This is a genomic window from Agrococcus versicolor, assembly GCF_039531815.1.
Classification (GTDB): domain Bacteria; phylum Actinomycetota; class Actinomycetes; order Actinomycetales; family Microbacteriaceae; genus Agrococcus; species Agrococcus versicolor.
In genome coordinates, this window is the sequence record NZ_BAAAQT010000006.1 from 100,719 (window position 1) to 119,608 (window position 18,890).

The 18,890-nt window shown below is 72.1% G+C and carries 15 protein-coding genes; 13 read left to right on the top strand and 2 right to left on the bottom strand.

The window, feature by feature from the left end:
* Positions 1-77: 77 nt before the first annotated feature.
* The 13 genes from rplJ (at position 78) to ABD249_RS08875 (ending at position 15,754) form a co-directional block, all read left to right on the top strand.
* The gene (gene rplJ, locus ABD249_RS08815; RefSeq protein ID WP_344342711.1) at positions 78-596 is read left to right on the top strand and encodes a 50S ribosomal protein L10; all 519 of its coding nucleotides are present in this window, start codon (positions 78-80) and stop codon (positions 594-596) included.
* Positions 597-626: 30 nt separating this feature from the next.
* Positions 627-1,010, top strand: coding sequence for a 50S ribosomal protein L7/L12 (gene rplL, locus ABD249_RS08820; RefSeq protein ID WP_344342712.1), 384 nt, complete (start codon positions 627-629; stop codon positions 1,008-1,010).
* 97 nt (positions 1,011-1,107) lie between these two features.
* Complete coding sequence (locus ABD249_RS08825) at positions 1,108-1,725, top strand: DUF1684 domain-containing protein (protein ID WP_344342714.1); 618 nt, start codon at positions 1,108-1,110, stop codon at positions 1,723-1,725.
* 223 nt (positions 1,726-1,948) lie between these two features.
* Positions 1,949-3,199, top strand: a complete 1,251-nt coding sequence (locus ABD249_RS08830; RefSeq protein ID WP_344342715.1) for a kynureninase — start codon at positions 1,949-1,951, stop codon at positions 3,197-3,199.
* Between the two features lie 135 nt (positions 3,200-3,334).
* Complete coding sequence (locus ABD249_RS08835; protein ID WP_344342716.1) at positions 3,335-4,786, top strand: cryptochrome/photolyase family protein; 1,452 nt, start codon at positions 3,335-3,337, stop codon at positions 4,784-4,786.
* A gap of 159 nt (positions 4,787-4,945) precedes the next feature.
* Positions 4,946-6,823 (top strand): ABC transporter ATP-binding protein, encoded by a 1,878-nt coding sequence (locus ABD249_RS08840; protein ID WP_425546309.1) that lies wholly within the window; start codon positions 4,946-4,948, stop codon positions 6,821-6,823.
* A 50-nt stretch (positions 6,824-6,873) separates the two neighbouring features.
* Positions 6,874-8,040, top strand: coding sequence for an ROK family transcriptional regulator (locus ABD249_RS08845; protein ID WP_344342718.1), 1,167 nt, complete (start codon positions 6,874-6,876; stop codon positions 8,038-8,040).
* Positions 8,041-8,175: 135 nt separating this feature from the next.
* Positions 8,176-9,693, top strand: a complete 1,518-nt coding sequence (gene mmsA / locus ABD249_RS08850; RefSeq protein WP_344342719.1) for a multiple monosaccharide ABC transporter ATP-binding protein — start codon at positions 8,176-8,178, stop codon at positions 9,691-9,693.
* 47 nt (positions 9,694-9,740) lie between these two features.
* Positions 9,741-10,961 (top strand): multiple monosaccharide ABC transporter permease, encoded by a 1,221-nt coding sequence (gene mmsB / locus ABD249_RS08855; protein WP_344343912.1) that lies wholly within the window; start codon positions 9,741-9,743, stop codon positions 10,959-10,961.
* Positions 10,962-10,987: 26 nt separating this feature from the next.
* Positions 10,988-12,085, top strand: a complete 1,098-nt coding sequence (locus tag ABD249_RS08860) for a substrate-binding domain-containing protein (RefSeq protein WP_344342721.1) — start codon at positions 10,988-10,990, stop codon at positions 12,083-12,085.
* Between the two features lie 104 nt (positions 12,086-12,189).
* Positions 12,190-13,560 (top strand): cystathionine beta-synthase, encoded by a 1,371-nt coding sequence (locus ABD249_RS08865; RefSeq protein WP_344342722.1) that lies wholly within the window; start codon positions 12,190-12,192, stop codon positions 13,558-13,560.
* Positions 13,557-14,699, top strand: a complete 1,143-nt coding sequence (locus tag ABD249_RS08870) for a cystathionine gamma-synthase (protein WP_425546310.1) — start codon at positions 13,557-13,559, stop codon at positions 14,697-14,699. The genes ABD249_RS08865 and ABD249_RS08870 overlap by 4 nt, the downstream gene beginning before the upstream one ends.
* 614 nt (positions 14,700-15,313) lie before the next feature.
* Positions 15,314-15,754: an endonuclease domain-containing protein gene (locus ABD249_RS08875; RefSeq protein WP_344342725.1), complete on the top strand. Its 441-nt coding sequence runs from the start codon at positions 15,314-15,316 to the stop codon at positions 15,752-15,754.
* Positions 15,755-15,850: 96 nt separating this feature from the next.
* On the opposite strand, the gene ABD249_RS08880 is transcribed toward ABD249_RS08875, so the two are convergent.
* Both ABD249_RS08880 and ABD249_RS08885 read right to left on the bottom strand, forming a co-directional pair.
* The gene (locus ABD249_RS08880; protein WP_344342726.1) at positions 15,851-16,486 is read right to left on the bottom strand and encodes a hypothetical protein; all 636 of its coding nucleotides are present in this window, start codon (positions 16,484-16,486) and stop codon (positions 15,851-15,853) included.
* 128 nt (positions 16,487-16,614) lie between these two features.
* Positions 16,615-18,834 (bottom strand): NADP-dependent isocitrate dehydrogenase, encoded by a 2,220-nt coding sequence (locus ABD249_RS08885; protein WP_344342728.1) that lies wholly within the window; start codon positions 18,832-18,834, stop codon positions 16,615-16,617.
* Positions 18,835-18,890: the final 56 nt, after the last annotated feature.

The window sequence follows — 18,890 nt, forward strand, 5'->3', positions numbered from 1 at the left end:
CAAGGTCGAGCCCCGTGCGCATGCGCCGGGGCTCCTCTCGTTGGCGCCATCGGATCAGCATCCAATCAAGGAGCACCATGGCGAACAAGGAGACTACGGTCGCCGAGCTCTCGAACCTGTTCGAGACCTCGACCGCCGTCCTGCTCACCGAGTACCGCGGGCTCTCGGTGGCGCAGCTGAAGACGCTGCGTCGATCGATCGCAGAGCACGCAACCTACGCCGTGGTGAAGAACACGCTCACGAAGATCGCTGCCAACCAGGCAGGGATCTCCGCGTTCGACGAGGGGCTCAAGGGCCCGTCGGCGATCGCATTCGTGCACGGCGACCCCGTCGCCGTCGCGAAGTCGCTGCGTGACTTCGCCAAGGCGAACCCCCAGCTGGTCGTGAAGAACGGGTACTTCGACGGCAACCCGCTCACCGCTGAGGACGTCACCAAGCTCGCCGACCTCGAGTCGCGGGAGGTGCTGCTGGGCAAGCTGGCGGGCGCCTTCAAGGCCTCGCTGTTCGGTGCGGCGTACATGTTCCAGGCACCCCTGGCCCAGGCGGTTCGCACCGTCGAGGCGCTGCGGGTCAAGCAGGAGTCCGCAGCCGAGTAGGGCTGTGGCTGAATCACAGGAGAAGAACCGATGGCAAAGCTGTCCACCGAGGAGCTGCTCGAGCAGTTCAAGGAGCTCACGCTCATCGAGCTGAGCGAGTTCGTCAAGGCGTTCGAGGAGACCTTCGAGGTCACCGCGGCCGCTCCCGTCGCCGCTGCCGCAGCCCCCGCTGCTGCAGGCGAGGCCGAGGTCGCCGAGGAGCAGACGGAGTTCGACGTCGTCCTCGAGGCCGCCGGCGCCGCGAAGATCCAGGTCATCAAGGTCGTGCGCTCGCTCACGTCCCTCGGCCTCGGCGAGGCCAAGGCCCTCGTCGACGGCGCCCCGGCCAACGTGCTCGAGGGTGTCAAGAAGGACGACGCCGAGAAGGCCAAGTCCGACCTCGAGGAGGCCGGCGCGACGGTGACCGTCAAGTAGTCACCTCGTTCCTCGCGAAGCCCCGCACCATCCGTGGTGCGGGGCTTCGTGCGTGCCGGGCCGCCATGCGGGCCGACGCGGCGCGTAGCCTCGGGTCGTGGATCCCCTCGACATCGTCGACTGGCGACGACGCGTCTTCGCGCTCTACGCCGCCGTCCGCGCCGCCGCGTCCCCGCAGGCGGGGCACGACCTGTGGCGCACCGAGCGCGACGCGCTGCTGACCACGCATCCGGCATCGCCCGTGCTCGCCGACGAGCGCGACCGCGCGATCGGTGCCGACGTCGCGCCGTACGACTCGGCCTGGCGCTTCACGTGCGCGCTCGAGCCGTCCGACGGCGAGCGGTGGGACGTGGAGACCGGCACCGACGGCCTCGTGCCGTTCGAACGGTGCGCGACCGTGACGATCCCCGGCGTCGGCAGGCTCGACGTCTGGCGGCTGCGCTCGTACGGCGGCGGCCTCTTCGTGCCCGTGCACGACGCGCTCGCCGGCATGGATGGCGGCACGTACGGGGGTGGGCGGTACCTCGTCGACACCGCGAAGGGCGCCGACCTCGGCGGCGGCGACGGCACGATGGTGATCGACCTGAACTTCGCGTACGCGCCGTCGTGCGCGTACGACCCGGCGTGGGCGTGCCCGCTGCCACCGGCGGGCAACCGCGTCGACGTGCCCATCCCCGTCGGGGAGCGGCATCCGCTGCGGATGGCGCGCTCCTGACGTCGTGAGGCGGGCCGCAGCCGGTCGGCGACCTGCCGGGGACGGACGGGCGGCCGCCGCATCGTCGGCCGCAGCGGTGGGCATCGACTCGCGAGGCCCTTCGAGGCTCGCTGCGCTCGCACCTCAGGGAGCGGGGTGGGGGTGACTGGTCGGGAGCGGGGTGGGGGTGACTGGTCGGGAGCGGGGTGGGGGTGAGGGGTCGCGAGGGGGCAGGATCGTGGACATGGACCTCACGCTCGAGCACGCGCGCGCCCTCGACGCCGCCGACCCGCTCGCCGCCCACCGCGACCGCTTCGTGCACCACGACGACGTCGTGTACCTCGACGGGAACTCGCTCGGACGCCTGCCGCGTGCGACGCCGGACGCGCTCGCCCACGTCGTGCGCGAGCAGTGGGGCGCCGGCCTCATCCGCTCGTGGCCCGCGTGGCTCGAGGAGGCGCGCTCGACCGCAGACCTGCTCGGTCGCGTCGTGCTCGGCGTCGACGCCGGCCAGGTGCACGTGGGCGACTCGACGACCGTGAGCCTGTACCGCCTCGCCGTGGCCGCAGTGCGTGCGCGGCCGGGACGCACGCGCATCCTCGTGGAGGCCGACGCCTTCCCGACCGACCTCTACGTGCTCGACGGCGTCGCGCGCGACCACGGCATGGAGCTCGTCCGCATCGACGCGCCGATCGACGACGGCGTGCGCGACGAGCACCTGGTGCCCCTGCTCGACGACACGGTCGCGCTCGTCTGCCTCAGCCAGGTGCACTACCGGTCGGGCGCGCTGCTCGACCTCGCAGGGCTGACGGCGCTCGCGCACGACGTCGGCGCGCTCGTGCTGTGGGACCTGTGCCATTCGGCCGGCGCCGTCGAGGTGCCGCTCGCCGCCTCCGGCGCCGACCTCGCGGTCGGCTGCACGTACAAGTACCTCAACGCGGGCCCCGGCGCTCCGGCGTTCTCCTACGTCCGTGCCGACCTCCTGCCGACCATGCGCTCGCCCATCCAGGGCTGGTTCGCGCAGACCGACCAGTTCGCGATGGCGCCCGGCTTCGACCCGGTCGCCGGCATCGACCGCATCGCCGCCGGCACGCCGGACGTGCGCGGCATCGTCGCCGTGCGCGAGGGCGTGCGCACGATCGAGGCCGCAGGCGTCCAGGCGCTGCGCGAGAAGGGCTCCGCGCTCGGCGCGTACGTCGTCGCGCTCGCCGACGCGTGGCTCGAGCCCCTTGGGTTCCGCGTCGCGAGCCCCCGCGACGACGCGCTGCGCGGCGCGCACGTCGTGCTCGAGCATCCCGAGGCGTGGCAGGCGTGCCAGGCGTGGATCGACGCGGGCGTCGTGCCGGACTTCCGCACGCCCGACCGGCTGCGCATCGGCCTCGCCGCGCTCACGACGTCGTTCGAGGACGTCTGGACGGGCCTCGATCGGCTGCGCACGATCGTCGGGATCGGCGCGCATCACGGGTACTCGACCGAGCGGGGTCGCGTCACCTGACCGCCCGTCGTCCGTGGCGCGCTCGTGCGCGTCGCGGCGCGAGCCGCCGGGAGCGGGCGCCCGATCGACGAGCGCGCAAGCGGTCGCGGCGGTGCTGGGCGCACGACAGGATCGAGGCATGACGGGCGATCGAGGATGAGGGCCGCGCTCGTGCTCGGCACGCAGCTGCTGGCGCGCCACCCGGCCGTCGACGACCCGCGGACCGACCTCGTGCTCGTCGTCGAGTCGGCGGCGCTCTTCGAGCGGCTGCCGTACCACCAGATCAAGATCGCGTTCCTGCTCGCCGCCATGCGGCATCACGTGCGCGACCTCGAGTCGCGCGGCGTCGCCGTCGCGACCATCGCGGTCGACGAGGACCTCGGCTTCGCGGAGGGGGTCGAGACGCTCGTGCGCAGGCACGGCGTCACGGAGCTGTCGTGGATGCGCGCCGCCGATCGCGGCACCGACGACCGCCTCGGCCGGCTCTGCGAACGGCTCGGCATCGTGGCGGATCCCGTGGCCGACGTCGCCTTCCTGACCCCGGAGGCCGAGGTCGACGCGTGGTACGCCGAGCATCCGCAGTCGCGCATGGAGGACTTCTATCGGTGGCAGCGGCAGCGCACCGGCATCCTCATGGACGGCACCGACCCCGTCGGCGGTCGCTGGAACTTCGACCACGACAACCGCGAGCCGCTGCCGCGCGGCGGCATCGACGTGCCTCCGCTGCCCGATCCGCGTCGGGACGACCTCACGCGCGCGACGATCGACGAGGTCCGCGTCCGCTTCCCGGGCCATCCGGGCGATGCGCGCGACCTGTGGCTGCCGGTGACGCGCCGCAGCGCCCTGCACTGGCTGCAGCGGTTCGTCGAGGAGCGGCTCCCGAGCTTCGGCAGGTTCGAGGATGCGATGCACCGCGACGAGCCCGTGCTGTTCCACTCGGTGCTGACGCCGATGCTCAACGTCGGGCTCCTGACGCCCGGCGAGGTGGTCGACGCCGCGCTCGAGCGCGGCGACGAGGTGCCGCTCGCATCCCTCGAGGGGTTCGTGCGGCAGATCGTCGGCTGGCGCGAGCACATGCGCGGCATGTACCGCGCGCATCCCGAGCTCGAGCACGCCAACGCGCTCGAGCTCACGCGCGAGCTCGAGGACTGGTGGTACACGCTCGACGACGTGCCGCTCACGCTGCCCGAGCCCGTGCGCGTCGTGCTGCAGCGCGTGCACGCCCTCGCGTACGCGCATCACATCGAGCGCCTCATGGTGCTCGGCAGCTGGATGCTCATGCAGGGCTACGCGCCGGCCTCCGTCAACCGCTGGTTCCTGTCGCTCTTCGTCGACGCGTACGAGTGGGTCATGGTGCCGAACGTCATGGGCATGAGCCAGTACGCCGACGGCGGCCTCGTCGGCACGAAGCCGTACGTCTCGGGCGGCGCGTACCTGCAGCGCATGGGGCGGTGGTGGTCGTCGGATCGCGCGGCACGCGACTCGGCGATGACCGACGCGTACTGGGCGTTCCTCGAGCGGCACGAGGGCGCGCTGCGCGGCAACCACCGTCTGTCGCGGCCGCTCGCGCAGATGCGGCAGCGGCGCGCCGAGCGCGAGGGCGGCTGAGCGCTCGGCGGAATGTGCACGGGAGCGCGCAGGCGAGGCCGCATGCCCCCCTGCCGCGACGGGCACGCGCACATCCTGCCGACCCACGAGCGCGCCGGCGGCCGTGCGCCGTCGGCGGACGCGGCGCTCGCGCGCCGGGAGCGGGCGTAGCGTGATCCCATGAGCATGATGGGCGGCCCGGGCGGCGGCGGGGGCGGCCACCGAGGCGCGGCTCGGGTCTCCGGCCGCGACGAGGCGGCGCAGCGGGCGGCCAACGCCGACGCACCCGAGATCCCGAACCTGCTCGGCCGCATCCTCGACCTCTTCCGGCCCCACAAGCCGCAGATCGCGCTCACGATCGTGCTCGTGCTCATCGTCGCCGCGATCGGCGTCTTCCCGCCGCTGCTGACGCAGCAGGTGTTCGACCGCGCCCTCTTCCCCGAGACCGGCGGCGTCGACATGTCGCTGCTGTGGATGCTCGTGGGCACCATGGTGGCGCTCTGGGTGCTCTCGAGCCTGCTGGGCATCTGGCAGGCGTTCCTGACCGCTCGCGTGGGCAACCGCGTCATGGGGGCGCTGCGCACGCGGCTCTTCGACCACCTGCAGCGCATGGAGCTCGCGTTCTTCACACGCACGAAGACCGGCGTCATCCAGTCGCGCCTGCAGAACGACGTCGGCGGCGTCGCCAACGTGCTGTCGAACACGGTCTCGTCGGTCGTCGGCAACACCGTCACCGTCATCTCGAGCCTCGTGACGATGCTCATCCTGTCGTGGCAGCTCACGATCGTCGCGATCCTGCTCACGCCGATCCTCATCATCGCCCAGCGTCGCGTCGGGCAGATCCGCGCGCGCATCGCGACGAAGACGCAGGAGTCGCTGTCGGAGATGACCGCGATCACGCAGGAGTCGCTGTCGGTCTCGGGCATCCTGCTCGCGAAGGCGTTCGGCAGGCAGGGCGACGAGTCGCGTCGCTACGCCGACGAGAACGCGACGCAGATCGACCTGCAGGTGCGGCAGCAGATGTCGGGGCAGACGTTCTTCGCCGTCGTGTCGATCTTCATCTCGGTGCTGCCGGCCGTGGTCTACGTCATCGCCGCCTTCCTGATCACGGGCGGCGCGCAGGACGTGACGGCGGGCACGCTCGTGGCGTTCACGACCGTGCAGGCCCGCCTGCTCATGCCGCTCATGGGCCTGCTGCGCGTCGCGCTCGACCTCCAGACCTCCGGCGCGCTCTTCGCGCGCATCTTCGAGTACCTCGACCTCCGCCCGCAGATCGTCGACCGGCCGGACGCGGTGACCGTGCCCGCCGACCGACTGGGCGCCATCGCCTTCGAGGACGTCGTGTTCCGCTACCCCGACGCGCAGGAGTCGGAGCCGCCCACGCTCGACCACGTCTCGTTCGAGGTCGAGCCGGGCACGTTCGTCGCGTTCGTGGGCGCCTCGGGCGCGGGCAAGACGACCATCGGCTACCTCGTGCCGCGGCTCTACGAGGCCACGGGCGGCGTCGTGCGCTTCGCCGGCGTCGACGTGCGCGACCTCGACCAGTCGTCGCTCACCGACGCCATCGGCATCGTGAGCCAGGACGCGTACCTCTTCCACGCGACGATCGCCGAGAACCTCCGCTACGCCAAGCCGGAGGCGACGCACGACGAGCTCGTGGAGGCGGCGCGCGGCGCCAACATCCTCGAGACGATCGAGTCGTTCCCGCTCGGCTTCGACACCGTGGTGGGGGAGCGCGGCTACCGCCTCTCGGGCGGCGAGCAGCAGCGCCTCGCGATCGCGCGCGTGCTGCTGAAGGATCCCGCGGTGCTCATCCTCGACGAGGCGACGAGCGCGCTCGACACCGTGTCGGAGCGCATCGTGCAGCACGCGCTCGACGCCGCCGCCCGCGGACGCACGGTCGTCGCGATCGCGCACCGGCTCTCGACGATCCGCGACGCCGACGTCATCGTCGTGCTCGACCACGGTCGCATCGTAGAGCGAGGCACGCACGACGAGCTGCTCGCACAGGGTGGCGCCTACGCCGCATTGCATTCGGAGCAGCGCGCCAACGCCTGAGATTGCGTTCATTTCTTGACAACAAGGCGTGCGCTCGACACCATCGAGTCATGACCAGGCGACGCCCCGGCTCCCAGGGGGCGCTCCGAGCCGCGAACGAGGCTCGCGTCGCCGACGTCCTCCGCGACGGGCCGGCGACGCAGTCCGAGCTGGCCGATCGCACGGGGCTCGCGAACGCCACGGTGTCGAACATCGTGAAGGACCTGCGCGAGCGCGGATCCGTGTCGACCTCGCCCACCGTGCACGGCGGGAGGCGCGCGACGCTCGTGACCCTCGAGGCGCAGGACGGGCCGACGGTCGTCGGCGTCGACTTCGGCAGGCGCCACGTGCGCATCGCCATCGCGCGCACCGACCTCCAGCCGCTCGCCGAGGACTCCGTGGCGCTGCCGGCCGGCCATCACGCCTCCGAGAGCCTCGCGGTCGCGGCGACGCGGCTCGACGAGCTGCTCGAGGAGGTCGGGCTCGACCGCGGCCGGATCGCCGGCACGTGCGTGGGCGTGCCCGGGCCCATCGACATGCGCACGGGCACGATCGCGGGGCACACGATCCTGCCCGAGTGGGTCGGGGTGTCGCAGGATCGCGTCGCGGAGGCCCTCGGCCTGCCCGTCGAGGTCGCGAACGACGCGGATCTCGGCGCGATCGCCGAGCGCACGGCAGGCGCCTACCGCGGCGTCGACGACCTCATGTTCGTCAAGGTCGGCACCGGCATCGGCACGGGGCTCGTGCTCGGCGGCCGCCTGCACCGCGGCAGCATCGGCATCGCCGGCGAGCTCGGCCACGTGCAGGTCGACCCCCAGGGGCCGCTGTGCGTGTGCGGCAACCGCGGCTGCCTCGAGACCCTCGCGTCGGTGCGCATCATGACGCAGGAGCTCTCGGCGGCGCTGCGGAGGCCCGTGACGACGGCCGACATCGTCGAGGGGGCGCTCGGCGGCGACCCCGTGACGCGGCGCGTCATCGAGGACGCGGGCGCCGCCATCGGCCGCGCGACCGCGAACGCTGCGAACCTCCTCGCACCGTCCGTCATCGTCGTCGGCGGGCCGCTCGTCGCGGTCGGCGACCTGCTGCTCGACCCCGTGCGCGACGGCTTCCGCCGCTTCGCGATCCATGCGCTGGCGGAGTCGACCGAGATCGTCGCGTCGTCGCTCGGCGAGCGCGCCGAGGTGCTCGGCGCCCTCGTGCTGGCCCGCGACGGCGCCCGCGTCACCGCGTTCATGTGACGACACGGTTGGCGGCCACTGCGTTCAGGACTTGACGACAAGGCGGCCGCGCTCGTATCGTGTCCCGAGGTCCGCCATCGGTGCTGGACCAGCGAGGGAGCGAGCGTGGAGCAGGCGAGGCCGATCATCCTGTCGATGCGCCACATCACCAAGGAGTTCCCCGGGGTGCGCGCGCTCGACGACGTGACCCTCGAGGTCGCGAAGGGCACGATCCACGCGATCTGCGGCGAGAACGGCGCGGGCAAGTCGACGCTCATGAAGGTGCTGTCGGGCGTCTACCCGCACGGCTCGTTCGACGGCGAGATCGTCTACCAGGGCGAGCCGGTGGCCTTCGGCCGCATCAACGACTCCGAGCGTGCCGGCATCGTCATCATCCACCAGGAGCTCGCGCTCATCCCCGAGCTCTCGATCGCCGAGAACATCTTCCTCGGCAACGAGCCGCGCGGCTTCCTCGGCATCGACTGGGACACGGTCCGTGCACGCTCCCGCGAGCTGCTGGCACGCGTCGGCCTCGACGAGGATCCCGACACGCAGGTGAAGAACATCGGCGTCGGCAAGCAGCAGCTCGTCGAGATCGCCAAGGCCCTCGAGAAGGACGTCCGGCTCCTCATCCTCGACGAGCCCACCGCAGCCCTCAACGAGGGCGACTCGCGCCACCTGCTCGACCTGCTCGTCGGCCTGCGCTCCAAGGGCGTCACGTCGATCATGATCAGCCACAAGCTCAACGAGATCGAGGCCGTCTCCGACGCCATCACGATCATCCGCGACGGCAAGGCCATCGAGACCCTCGACATCCGCGACGGCGCCGTCGACGAGGACCGCATCATCCGCGGCATGGTCGGGCGCACGCTCGGCAACCGCTTCCCGGACCGCGCCGGGCAGGCGGGCGAGGTGTTCTTCGAGGTCCGCGACTGGACGGTCCAGCACCCGCTGACCGCCGAGCGCCTCGTCGCCAAGCAGTCGTCGTTCACGGTCCGTCGCGGCGAGGTCGTCGGCTTCGCCGGGCTCATGGGCGCCGGCCGCACCGAGCTCGCGATGAGCATCTTCGGCCGTCAGTACGGCACGTGGCTCGGCGGCACGGTGCTGAAGGACGGCCAGGAGATCCAGCTGCGCTCCGTCTCCGAGGCGATCTCCCACGGCATCGCGTACGTGAGCGAGGACCGCAAGGCGCTCGGGCTCAACCTCCTCGACACCATCAAGCGCTCGATCGTGTCGGCGAAGCTCGGCAAGATCGCGCACGGCGGCGTCGTCGACAGCCTCGAGGAGACCTCGATCGCCGAGGCCTACCGGCAGCAGCTGCGCATCAAGGCGCCGACGGTCGAGATGGGCGTCGACACGCTCTCCGGCGGCAACCAGCAGAAGGTCGTGCTGGCGAAGTGGATGTTCACCGACCCCGACCTGCTGATCCTCGACGAGCCCACGCGCGGCATCGACGTCGGCGCGAAGACCGAGATCTACCAGATCGTGCGCGAGCTGGCGGATGCAGGCAAGGGCGTCATCCTCATCTCCAGCGAGCTGCCCGAGCTGCTCGGGCTCGCCGACCGCATCTACACGATCTTCGAGGGGCGCATCACGGGCGAGATCCGTGCTGCGGACGCCGACCAGGAGACGCTCATGCGCCGGATGGCGCCGACGAAGGGTGACGACGCGTGAGTGACGCGACGCAGCAGTCCAGCCGATTCCGGCTCGGAGACCTCAGCATGCTCCTCGGCAAGCGGGGCTCGCTGAAGGAGTTCGGCATCCTCGGCGCCCTCGTGGTGATCGTGATCGCCTTCCAGATCGCGACGGAGGGGACGACGCTCTCGTCGAACAACCTCATCAACATCATCCAGTCGCAGTCCTACATCCTGATCCTCGCCGTCGGCATGGTGATGGTGATCATCGCGGGGCACATCGACCTCTCGGTCGGATCGGTCGCCGCCTTCGTCGGCGTCGTCGTGGCCATCGCGATGAACGACTGGGGACTGCCCTGGTACCTGACGATCCTCATCGGCCTCGGCCTCGGCGCGCTCGTGGGCGCCTGGCAGGGCTTCTGGGTCGCGTTCATCGGCGTCCCCGCGTTCATCGTGACGCTCGCGGGCATGCTCATGTTCCGCGGCCTCAACCAGATCGTCGGCCAGTCGCGCGGCATCCCCGTCGAGCGCGACTTCGTCAACCTGCTCGCCGGCTACCTCCCCGAGGTCGGGCCGTACACGGGCTACAACAACATGACGCTGCTGCTCGGCGCGCTCGCGGTCGTCGCGGTCGTCGTGCTCGAGCTGCGCGGCCGCGCCAAGCGCATCCGCCTCGGCGCGCCCGTCCCGCCGATGTGGGTCGCCATCACGCGCCTCGCGCTCGTCGCCGTCGTCATCGTCGTCGCCGCGCTGCTGTTCGCGAGCGGCCGCGAGGGCACGAGCTTCCCGAACGCGGGCATCCTCTTCGTCCTCATCGCGCTCGCCTACGCCTTCGTGACGCGCAACACGTCGCTCGGCCGCCACGTCTACGCCGTGGGTGGCAACCGCCGTGCCGCCGAGCTCTCGGGCGTCCGCTCGCGCTGGGTCGACTTCTTCGTCATGGCGAACATGTCCGTCCTCGCGTCGATCGCCGGCATGCTGTGGATCGCCCGCGCCCAGGCCTCCGGCCCCGCGGACGGCGGCGGCTGGGAGCTCGACGCCATCGCGGCCGTGTTCATCGGCGGCGCCGCCGTCGCGGGCGGCATCGGCACCGTCGCGGGCTCCATCATCGGTGGCCTCGTCATGGCCGTGCTGACGAACGGCCTCTTCGCCATCGGCGTCGGCTCCGACTGGATCCCGGTCATCAAGGGCCTCGTGCTCCTCATCGCCGTGGCGATCGACGTCATCAACAAGCAGCAGGGCCGCTTCTCGTTCATCGGCCTCATGCTCCGCGGCCTCCGCCGCGACCGCACCTCCGACCTTCCCTGACGCACCACATCACCCAAGGAGAACCCATGAAGAAGACCGCCATCGTGGCGCTGGCCGGCATCGCTGCCGTCACCGTCGCGCTCTCCGGCTGCGGCCGCACCGAGCCCGGTGCAGAGGGCGGCGGCGACGACGCTGCCGGCTTCGCGGCCGACGCGTCCATCGGCGTCGCACTGCCCGACCGCACCTCCGAGAACTGGGTGCTCGCGGGCGACCTGTTCGAGAACGGCCTCGAGGAGGCGGGCTTCACGGGTGACGTGCAGTACGCCGGCTCGTCGAACGCCGTGGGCGACCAGCAGCAGCAGGTCCAGCAGATGATCGACGCCGGCGTCGAGGTCATCGTGATCGGCGCCGCCGACACGAACCAGCTCGCCACGCAGCTCGAGGCGGCCGACGCCGCCGACATCACGGTCATCGCCTACGACCGCCTCATCCAGAACTCGGACCTCGTCGACTACTACGTCGCGTTCGACAACTTCAACGTCGGCGTCCTGCAGGCGGAGTCGCTGCTCGAGGGCCTCGAGGCGAACTTCCCCGGCGAGTCGCCGTGGAACGTCGAGCTCTTCTCGGGCTCGTCGGACGACTCGAACTCGGCCGTCTTCTTCGACGGCGCGATGAGCGTCCTGCAGCCGGCGATCGACGACGGCACCCTCAACGTCGTGTCGGGTCAGACCACCGTGCAGCAGACGGCGACCGAGGACTGGGCTGCCGAGAACGCTCAGAACCGCATGGACACGATCATCACGTCGTCGTACCAGGGCGTCGAGCTCCACGGCGTGCTGTCGCCGAACGACAACCTGGCCCGCGCGATCATCGCGTCGGCCACGGGTGCCGGCTTCCCCGTCCCGGTCGTCACCGGCCAGGACTCCGAGGTCGCCTCGGTCGAGTCGATCGTCGCCGGCGAGCAGTACTCGACGATCTACAAGGACACCCGCGCGCTCGTGGCCGCGACCATCGACATGGTCTCGCAGCTGCAGGCTGGCGAGGAGGTCACCACGACCGGCGAGGCCGACAACGGCGCCGTGGAGGTTCCCTCGAACCTGCTCGACCCGGTGATCGTCACCCAGGAGAACGCCGCCGAGGCGTACGCCGACAACCCGGACCTCGAGCCGCTCACGCAGCAGTAGTCCACCCCTGAGCGAACGGCGGGCGGCACCCTCTCGAGGGGGCCGCCCGCCTTCGTCATGCGGCTCGGCGCTGGGATAGCGTGGATCGGTACGGAAGGGGAGCGATGCGCTTCGCAGAGACCATCCTCGACACGATCGGGGACACGCCGCTCGTGCGGCTCAACCACGTCACGGAGGGCATCCGCGCGACGGTGCTCGTGAAGGTCGAGTACGTGAACCCGGGCGGCTCGAGCAAGGACCGCATCGCCCAGCGGATGATCGAGGCCGCCGAACGCGACGGGCTCCTCAAGCCCGGCGGCACGATCGTCGAGCCGACGAGCGGCAACACGGGCGTCGCGCTCGCGATGGTCGCCCAGCAGCGCGGCTACCGCTGCGTCTTCGTCTGCCCCGACAAGGTCTCCGAGGACAAGCGCGCCGTGCTGCGCGCCTACGGCGCCGAGGTCGTTGTCACCCCCACGTCCGTCGCCCCCGACAGCCCCGAGTCGTACTACGGCGTCTCCGACCGGCTCGCCCGCGAGATCCCCGGCGCCTTCAAGCCCGACCAGTACTCGAACCCCGCCGGCCCGCAGTCGCACTACGAGACGACCGGTCCCGAGATCTGGCGCGACACCGAGGGACGGCTGACGCACTTCGTCGCCGGCGTCGGCACCGGCGGCACCATCAGCGGCACCGGTCGCTACCTCAAGGAGGTGTCGCAGGGGCGCGTACGCATCGTCGGCGCCGACCCCGAGGGCTCCATCTACTCGGGCGGCACGGGCCGGCCGTACCTCGTCGAGGGCGTGGGGGAGGACTTCATGCCCTCCGCGTACGACCCGTCGGTCGTCGACGAGATCATCGCCGTCGACGACGCCGAGTCGTTCGCCATGACGCGTCGCCTCGCCCGCGAGGAGGGGCTGCTCGTGGGCGGCTCGTCCGGCATGGCCGTCGCCGTCGCGCTGCGCGCCGCGCGCGACCTGCCCGAGGACGCCGTCATGGTCGTGCTGCTGCCCGACTCCGGCCGCGGCTACATGCAGAAGGTCTTCTCGGACACGTGGATGCGGTCCTACGGCTTCTCGGAGGCCGAGCCGGGCGCGACGGTAGGGGACGTGCTCGGCGGCAAGGGCGGCGGCACGCCCGACCTCGTGCACGCGCACCCGAGCGACACGGTGCACGACGCCATCGCGATCATGGAGGAGTACGGCGTCTCGCAGATGCCCGTGCTCACCGCCGAGCCGCCCGTCGTGATCGGCGAGGTCGTCGGCGCGCTCGACGAGCGCTCGCTGCTCGACGCCGTGTTCACGGGGAAGGCCGCGCTCGCAGACCGCGTCGGCAGCCACGTGCAGCCGGCGCTGCCCCAGATCGGCGCGACCGACTCGGTCGAGGCGCTGCGCACGGCCCTCGCCTCCGCCGACGCGCTGCTCGTGCTCGGCGAGGGCAAGCCGCTCGGCGTCGTCACCCGTCAGGATCTGCTCGCGTTCCTCGCCAAGGAGGCATGATGTCCGGCTTCTCCACCAGGGCCATCCACGACGGCCAGCCGTTCGACCCGCGCACGGGCGCCGTGGTGCCGCCGGTCTTCCTCACGTCGACGTTCGTGCAGACCGAGGTGGGCGGCTTCCGCGACGGCTACGAGTACGCCCGCGGCGGCAACCCGTCGCGCGACCAGCTGCAGGAGCAGCTCGCGAGCCTCGAGGGCGGCACGCACGCGTACGCGTTCGGTTCGGGCCTCGCCGCCGAGGACTCGCTGCTGCGCGCCATCCTGCGACCCGGCGACCACATCCTCATGTCGAACGACGTCTACGGCGGCACCCATCGCCTCGTCGACCGCATGTGGGTGCCGTGGGGCGTCGAGCTGTCGACGACCGACTTCACCGACCTCGACGCCGTGCGCGCCGCCATGCGGCCGACGACGAAGGTGCTGTGGGTCGAGACGCCGTCGAACCCGCTCATGAAGATCACCGACCTCGCGGCGCTCGCCGAGCTCGGGCACGCGGCCGGTGCCGTCGTCGTCGCCGACAACACGTTCGCGTCGCCGTTCCTGCAGCAGCCGCTGTCGCTCGGGGCCGACGTCGTCGTGCACTCGACGACGAAGTACGTCGGCGGGCACTCCGACCTGCTCGGCGGGGCCGTCGTCACGGCCGACGAGGAGCTCGCCGAGCGCGTGCACTTCGTGCAGTTCGCCGTCGGTGCGGTGAACTCGCCCTTCGACGCGTGGCTCACGACGCGGTCGCTGAAGACGCTCGCGGTGCGCATGGAGCGCCACTCGTCGAACGCGCAGGCCATCGCCGAGGCGCTCGTGGGACACCCCGCCCTCGAGGCCGTGCACTACCCGGGCCTGCCGACGCATCCCGGGCACGAGATCGCCGCGCGCCAGATGTCCGGCTTCGGCGGCATGGTGTCGTTCCAGGTCCGCGGCGGTGCCGAGGCGGCGCTGCAGGTCGTGCAGCGCACCGAGCTCTTCCAGCTCGCCGAGTCGCTCGGCGGGGTCGAGAGCCTCGTCTGCTACCCGTCGGAGATGACGCACGCGTCGGTGAAGGGCACCGAGCTCGCCGTGCCGACGAACCTCGTGCGCCTCTCGGTCGGCATCGAGGACGCGGCCGACCTCGTGGCCGACGTGGAGGCGGCGCTGCGCGGCTGACGCCTGCGGGGTCCGGCGGCGCCTCCGGCGGGCTCGCCGCCGGATCCACGCTCAGGGCCGGGTCGCGGCCGGCTCGTGACCGCCGCATCCACGCGTGAGCGGTGCGTCGGGTGGAATGCGCGTCCGGCGTCCCGCACAGGCGTGGATGCGGCGGCGCCTCCCCGGATCCGCGGGATGTCGCGACGGCCTTCGGCCGTGTCGACGAGGCTCCGACGATGCTGGATCCACTGCTCCTCCGCCTCGGCGTCCTCTCGACTGCGCAGCTCGCGGCGCTCGGGTGGTCCAAGCACGAGCGAGACGTCGCCGCGCGGCACGGGCGCCTCGTGCCGTTGCGCGTCGGCTGGTTCGCGCGCCCCGACGCGGACGAGGCCGTGGTCGCCGCGGTGCGCGACGGCGGCTGCCTCTCGTGCGCGAGCGCTCTGCGGATGCGTGGCGCCTGGGTGCCCCCGTCTCTCGATGGGGAGCATCGGCGACGTGCGACGCATCACCGGGGCCCGTCTCGGCGTTCGTGGTGCCGCCCGTACGGCATCTCGCCCCCCGTGGTCGCCGCGGTGGACGACGTCGACGTCGCGTTCCGTTGCGTGCTCCGCTGCGGTTCCGCCGAGGACGTCGTCGTGGTGGGCGACGCTCTGCTGCATCACCGGCTCGCGACGCGGGACCAGCTCGAGCGGTGGTCCACACCCGCGCCGCAGCGCGTCCGCACGCTGCTCGACCGGCTCGACGACGCGGAGTCCGGGCTCGAGAGCATCGTGCGGCTGCGGCTGCGCGCGCTCGGCGTGACGGTCCGCGCCCAGGTCTGGATCGGCACGCGCCGCGTCGACCTGCTCGTCGGTGAGCGGCTCGTGGTCGAGTGCGACGGCGCAGAGCACCACGGGGTCTGGCAGGCGCACGAGGCCGATCGGGCGCGTGACCGCGCGCTCACGGCGCTGGGGTTCGTCGTCGTTCGGCTCACCTACCGGCAGATCCTCGACGACTGGCCCGTCGTCGAGCAGGACCTGCTCGCGATCATCCGGCGAGGCGAGCACCGGGCCCCGCGCCGCCGGGATCACGCGTGAGCGGGACGTCGACGGGAATGCGCGGCTGGCGGGCCGCTGGGGCGTGGATGCGGCGGCCGGGCCGGCGGGCGGGCAGGCCGTCGGGCCGGGCGTCGGTCAGGGGGCCGGGACGACCGCCTCGAGCGGGTCGGCGTCGCCGTTCTCGACGAGGACGGTGACGGCGGCGTAGTCGAAGCCGTCCGGCACGAGCATCACGGGACACGTGCGCTCGATGACCTCGCCGACCGAGCCGCCCGCCGCGTACAGGTCCTCGTCGAGCTCCGCGACCTCGTAGTCCCAGCCGTCCTCGCCGCCGGGCACCGTGAACTCGGCGACGTCGAGCACGTAGGCGTAGTCCTCGGGCGCGGCGACGAGCGTCGCGCGGAAGCACGCCCACCCGACCTCCATGCCCTCGGGCGCCGGGGGCGCGGGCGTGCCCTCGTCCTCGCCGTAGGCGACGAGCGCGTCCAGCGGGGCGGGCTCGAGCGCGAGCAGCTCGAGCGTCCACGTGATGCCCTCGGCCGTCGCCGTGACCGTCGAGCCGTCGACCTCGGCGGAGGACTCGCCCGACGACGGCGCGGGCTGGCCGGGCGTGGCGGACGGCTGCGCGGGCGACGGCTGCGCGGGCGACGGCTGCGTCGGCGCCGGCTGCGGGGGCGTCACGGGCGGCGGCGGCGCCTGCGGCAGGACGACGCAGCCGGTGAGCGCGGCGGTCGCGAGGAGCGCCACGACGGCGGGGAGGAGTCGAGCCATGGGAGGACCTTCTGTCGCGAGGGAGCATCCAGGGTGTCATGGTCGCCTGGCCGTCACCCGAACGCGCCGTCCGCGTGCGGACGACGAAGGGCCCCGGCCGAGGCCGGGGCCCTTCGGTGAGGCAGGCGTCAGCGCAGCGCGTCGACGATCGCGTTCAGCGAGGCGGAGGGGCGCATGGCCGCCTCGGCCTTCGCAGGGTCGGGCCGGAAGTAGCCGCCGAGGTCGACGGGCGAGCCCTGCGCCGCGAGCAGCTCGGCCTCGATCGCGTCGGTCTGCTCGGCGAGCTGCGCGGCCACGGGGCCGAAGCGCTCGGCGAGCGCCGCGTCCTCCGTCTGCGCCGCGAGCTCGTCGGCCCAGTAGCGCGCGAGCCAGAAGTGGCTGCCGCGGTTGTCGATCTCGCCCACGCGCCGCGAGGGCGAGCGGTTCTCGTCGAGGAACGTCGCCGTCGCGCGGTCGAGCGTCTCGCCCAACACGCCGGCACGCTCGTTGCCCGTGACGAGCGCGAGGTGGCGGAACGACTCGGCGAGCGCCATGAACTCGCCCAGCGAGTCCCACCGCAGGTGGTTCTCGTCGGCCAGCTGCTGCACGTGCTTCGGGGCGGAGCCGCCGGCGCCGGTCTCGAAGAGGCCGCCGCCCGCGAGGAGCGGCACGACCGACAGCATCTTCGCGCTCGTGCCGAGCTCGAGGATGGGGAAGAGGTCGGTGTTGTAGTCGCGGAGCACGTTGCCCGTCACCGAGATGGTGTCGAGGCCCTGACGGATGCGGCCGATCGCGTGCGTCGTCGCCTCGGCGGGCGCCATGATCTGGATGTCGAGACCCGACGTGTCGTGCTTCGGCAGCTCGTCCTGCACGACGGCGATGATGTTCGCGTCGTGGGCACGCGTCTCGTCGAGCCAGAACACCGCGGGGGTGTCCGACAGGCGGGCCCGCTGCACGGCGAGGCGCACCCAGTCGCGGATCGGCACGTCCTTCGTCTGGCAGGCGCGCCAGACGTCGCCGGCCGAGACCTCGTGCGACAGCAGCACCTCGCCCGAGCCGTCGACGACCTCGACGCGGCCGTCGGCGGCCATCGTGAACGTCTTGTCGTGGCTGCCGTACTCCTCGGCCTTCTGGGCCATGAGGCCGACGTTCGGCACCGAGCCCATGGTCGTGGGGTCGTAGGCGCCGTTCGCCTTGCAGTCGTCGATCACGGCCTGGTAGATGCCGGCGTACGACGAGTCGGGGATGACCGCGAGCGTGTCGGCCTCCTCGCCGTCGGGGCCCCACATGTGGCCGGCCGAGCGGATCATCGCGGGCATCGACGCGTCGACGATGACGTCGGAGGGCACGTGGAGGTTCGTGATGCCCTTGTCGGAGTTCACCATCGCGAGGCGCGGGCCCTGCTGCAGGCCCTCCTCGATCGCGGCGCGCACGCCGTCGGCGACCGAGGGCTCGAGCGCGTCGAGGCCGGCGACGATCGCGCCGAGGCCGTCGTCGGGCGTGAGGCCCGCGGCCTCGAGGGCTGCGCCGTGGCGCTGGAACAGCGCGGGGAAGAAGGCGCGCACGACGCGGCCGAAGATGATCGGGTCGGAGACCTTCATCATCGTGGCCTTGAGGTGCACCGAGAACAGCACGCCCTCGTCCTTCGCGGCCTGCACCTGGTCGGCGAGGAAGCGGTCGAGCGCGGCGACGCGCAGCACGGTCGCGTCGACGATCTCGCCGGCGAGCACGGGCACGCGGTCCTTGAGGACCGTCTCGGTGCCGTCGGCGGCGACGTGGCGGATGCGCAGGTCGGTGGCCTCCGGGACGATGACGGAGCGCTCGTTGGCGCGGAAGTCGTCGACGCCCATCGTCGCGACGCGCGTGCGCGAGTCGGCCGACCAGCGGCCCATCGAGTGCGGGTGCTTGCGCGCGTACTGCTTGACCGACTGGGGCGCACGGCGGTCGGAGTTGCCCTCGCGGAGCACGGGGTTCACGGCCGAGCCCTTGATGGCGTCGTACCGGGCGCGCACCTCGCGCTCGTCGTCGGTCGACGGCTCCTCGGGGTAGTCGGGCAGGTCGACGCCCTGCGCGCGCAGCTCGGCGATCGCCGACTTCAGCTGCGGCACGGATGCCGAGATGTTCGGCAGCTTGATGATGTTCGCCTCGGCGGTCTTCGCGAGGTCGCCGAGCTCGGCGAGCGCGTCGGCCTGACGCTGCTCGGCGGGCAGGCGGTCGGAGAAGGCCGCGACGATGCGGCCGGACAGCGAGATGTCGCGCGTCTCGACCGCGACGTCGGCGGCGTTCGCGAACGCCTGCACGATCGGCAGCAGCGAGTGCGTCGCGAGCATCGGCGCCTCGTCGGTGTGGGTGTAGATGATCGTCGCCATGGATGCGTCGTCCCTCGTCGTCGTCGGTGGGGGCGCGCCCAGGAGCGGCGCCTGCC

Coding starts and splice junctions, on each gene's coding strand:
- rplJ (WP_344342711.1), top strand. CDS start 78: ATGGCGAACAAGGAGACTACGGTCGCCGAGCTCTCGAACCTGTTCGAG.
- rplL (WP_344342712.1), top strand. CDS start 627: ATGGCAAAGCTGTCCACCGAGGAGCTGCTCGAGCAGTTCAAGGAGCTC.
- ABD249_RS08830 (WP_344342715.1), top strand. CDS start 1,949: ATGGACCTCACGCTCGAGCACGCGCGCGCCCTCGACGCCGCCGACCCG.
- ABD249_RS08835 (WP_344342716.1), top strand. CDS start 3,335: ATGAGGGCCGCGCTCGTGCTCGGCACGCAGCTGCTGGCGCGCCACCCG.
- ABD249_RS08840 (WP_425546309.1), top strand. CDS start 4,946: ATGAGCATGATGGGCGGCCCGGGCGGCGGCGGGGGCGGCCACCGAGGC.
- ABD249_RS08845 (WP_344342718.1), top strand. CDS start 6,874: ATGACCAGGCGACGCCCCGGCTCCCAGGGGGCGCTCCGAGCCGCGAAC.
- mmsA (WP_344342719.1), top strand. CDS start 8,176: ATGCGCCACATCACCAAGGAGTTCCCCGGGGTGCGCGCGCTCGACGAC.
- mmsB (WP_344343912.1), top strand. CDS start 9,741: ATGCTCCTCGGCAAGCGGGGCTCGCTGAAGGAGTTCGGCATCCTCGGC.
- ABD249_RS08860 (WP_344342721.1), top strand. CDS start 10,988: ATGAAGAAGACCGCCATCGTGGCGCTGGCCGGCATCGCTGCCGTCACC.
- ABD249_RS08865 (WP_344342722.1), top strand. CDS start 12,190: ATGCGCTTCGCAGAGACCATCCTCGACACGATCGGGGACACGCCGCTC.
- ABD249_RS08870 (WP_425546310.1), top strand. CDS start 13,557: ATGATGTCCGGCTTCTCCACCAGGGCCATCCACGACGGCCAGCCGTTC.
- ABD249_RS08880 (WP_344342726.1), bottom strand. CDS start 16,486: ATGGCTCGACTCCTCCCCGCCGTCGTGGCGCTCCTCGCGACCGCCGCG.
- ABD249_RS08885 (WP_344342728.1), bottom strand. CDS start 18,834: ATGGCGACGATCATCTACACCCACACCGACGAGGCGCCGATGCTCGCG.